Origin of the sequence: Streptomyces rectiviolaceus (assembly GCF_039533825.1) — a bacterium.
Taxonomy (GTDB): domain Bacteria; phylum Actinomycetota; class Actinomycetes; order Streptomycetales; family Streptomycetaceae; genus Streptomyces; species Streptomyces rectiviolaceus.
In genome coordinates this window covers 1-2,643 of record NZ_BAAAUG010000190.1, presented here as the reverse complement: position 1 = coordinate 2,643, position 2,643 = coordinate 1, and the positions used below count along the sequence as shown (strand labels likewise).

The window sequence follows — 2,643 nt, the reverse complement described above, 5'->3', positions numbered from 1 at the left end:
CCTTGGGCCGACCCGTCGACCCCGACGTATAAATCACATACGCCGGATGCGACAACAACAGAGCACCATGGCGATCCTCATCCGCCGGATTGGCCTCCGGCTGACCAGCGATGACCTGAGCGGTGTCCGGGTCATCAAGCACGATCACCGGTACGTCGGCCTCCGCATCGGCGACCTGCCCGGCGACCGCGGCCAAGGTCAGCACCACCATCGGCTGTCCGTCTTCGAGCATGTAGGCGATCCGGTCAGCCGGATACCCCGGGTCCACCGGCAGATACGCCGCACCCGTCTTCAACACCGCCAGCCACGCCACCACCATCTCCACCGACCGCGGCAACGCCAGAGCCACAAACCGCTCCGGCCCCACACCCCGGCCGATCAGATACCGCGCCAGCCGATTCGCCCGCCGATTCAACTCCCCATACGACAGCGAGACTTCACCGAATACAACCGCCTCCGCACCCGGCGTCCGACCCACCTGAGCCTCAACCAGCCCAGGCAGAGCAAACCCCGCCACCTCACGCGACGTATCGACCCACTCCCCCAGCACCAGCCCACGCTCAACCGGCGACAACACCTCCACCGCACCCACCCGCACACCCGGATCAGAGACCAACGCCTCCACCACCCGCACCAACACCCCCACAAACCGCTCCACCGTCACCCGGTCGAAGAGATCGGTGGCGTACTCGAAGGCACCCTCGAGCCCCGCGGCCCGGCCTCCTTCGCCGAACCGCTCCGCGACATCAACCACCAGGTCGAAGTTGGCGGTCTCCCGGTCGAAGGTGTGCTCAGAGGCGGTCAGACCGTTGAACTCGGGCTGCTCACCAGGGGTGTTCTGCAGCACCAGAAGGATCTGGAAGAGGGGGTGCCGGGCCAGCGACCGCGACGGGTTCAGTTCCTCCACCAGACGCTCGAACGGCACATCCTGATGCGCGAACGCCGCCAGATCCGTCTCCCGCACCCGACCCAGCAACTCCGCGAACGTCGGATCCCCCGACGTATCCGTCCGCAGCACAAGGGTATTGAGGAACAACCCGACAAGGTCCTCCAGTGCCTCATCGGTACGCCCAGCCACCGGAGTACCGATCGGGATGTCGGTGCCCGCACCGAGCCGGGTCAGCGCCACGGCAAGCGCTGACTGCAGCACCATGAACGTGGTGACCCCGTGCTCCCGGGCCACCCGCCCGACCTGCTCGTGCAGAGGCGCCGGCAGGCTGAAGGGAACGGACCCGCCGCGGAAGCTCGCCCGCACCGGACGCGGCCGGTCCATCGGCAGGTCCAGCTGGTCGGGCAGCTCGGCGAGTGTGTCCCGCCAGTACGCCAACTGCCGGGCACCCAGGCTGCTTTCATCGCTCTCGTCGCCGAGCACCGCACGCTGCCACAGCGCGAAGTCCGCGTACTGCACCGGCAGGGGCGTCCACTCCGGCGCGACCCCGACGCATTGCGCCGCGTACGCGTGCGCGAGGTCGTGCGTCAGTGGACCGAGCGACCAGCCGTCGCCCGCAATGTGATGCAGGACGAGCAGCAGCACCTGCTCCTGCGGCCCGACGCGGAACACATGGGCGCGCAGCGGGATCTCGGTGCTCAGATCGAAGTCGAGCGCGGCTGCCGCGACCAGCGCGCGCTGCAGCCCGGACTCGGTGACCTCGGTGACGTCCAGGCGCACGGTGATCTCTTCGGCGGGCAGGATCGCCTGGTACGGCTGCCCGTGCGCCTCACCGAAGACCGTACGCAGGACCTCGTGCCGCTCCACCACATCGCCGAGTGCCGCGTACAGCGCCGGCACATCGAGGTCGCCTTGGAGGCGCAGTGCGATCGGCATGTTGTAGAAGGCGCTGTTGCCCTCCAGCTTGCCGACGAGCCAGAGCCGCTGCTGTCCGTAGGAGACGGGCGTCTGCTCGGGACGTTCGACGGGGCGCAGTGCCGGGCGTATCTCGCCCTGTACCTCAGCGAGTTGGCCGACCAGAGCGGCGACGGTGGGGGCTTCGAAGAGGGTACGGATGCCGAGTTCGGCGCCGAGGGCCGCTCGGATGCGGGAGACGAGGCGGGTGGCGAGGAGCGAGTGCCCGCCGAGCTCGAAGAAGCTGTCGTCGATACCGATCCGCGGCAGGCCGAGAATCTCGGCGAACAGCTGGCACAGCACCTCCTCCTGCGGCGTACGAGGCGCCCGGCCGGTCACGGCCTGGCCGAGTTCCGGCTCCGGCAAAGCCTTGCGATCGAGCTTGCCCGACGGCGTCAGCGGCAGCGCATCCAGCACCATCACCGCGGCCGGGACCATATAGTCCGGCAGCCCGTCCGCCAGGGATGCCCTGACCTCGGCGGGCTCCAGAACCGCACCCGTCGTCGCAGGAACCACATAGCTGATCAGCTGCTTGATCCCGCCGGCGTCCTCACGGACCACCACCAGCGACTGCCCCACCCCGTCGAACCGCGCCAACGCGGCTTCGATCTCGCCCAGTTCGATCCGGAAGCCCCGGATCTTCACCTGGTGATCGACCCGGCCCAGGAACTCCAGGTTCCCGTCCGCCCGCCAGCGGGCCAGATCCCCGGTGCGGTACATCCGCGATCCGGCCGGACCGTGCGGATCGGCAACGAAACGCTCAGCTGTGAGCGAGGGACGGCGAAGGTAACCGCGGGCCA

General features: G+C 68.6%; 1 protein-coding gene. It reads right to left on the bottom strand.

Translation table 11 applies throughout. From position 1 onward, the window contains the following. Window positions 1-2,643 (bottom strand): condensation domain-containing protein (locus tag ABD378_RS39450; protein WP_425583965.1); only part of this gene is annotated, 2,643 nt, incomplete at both ends.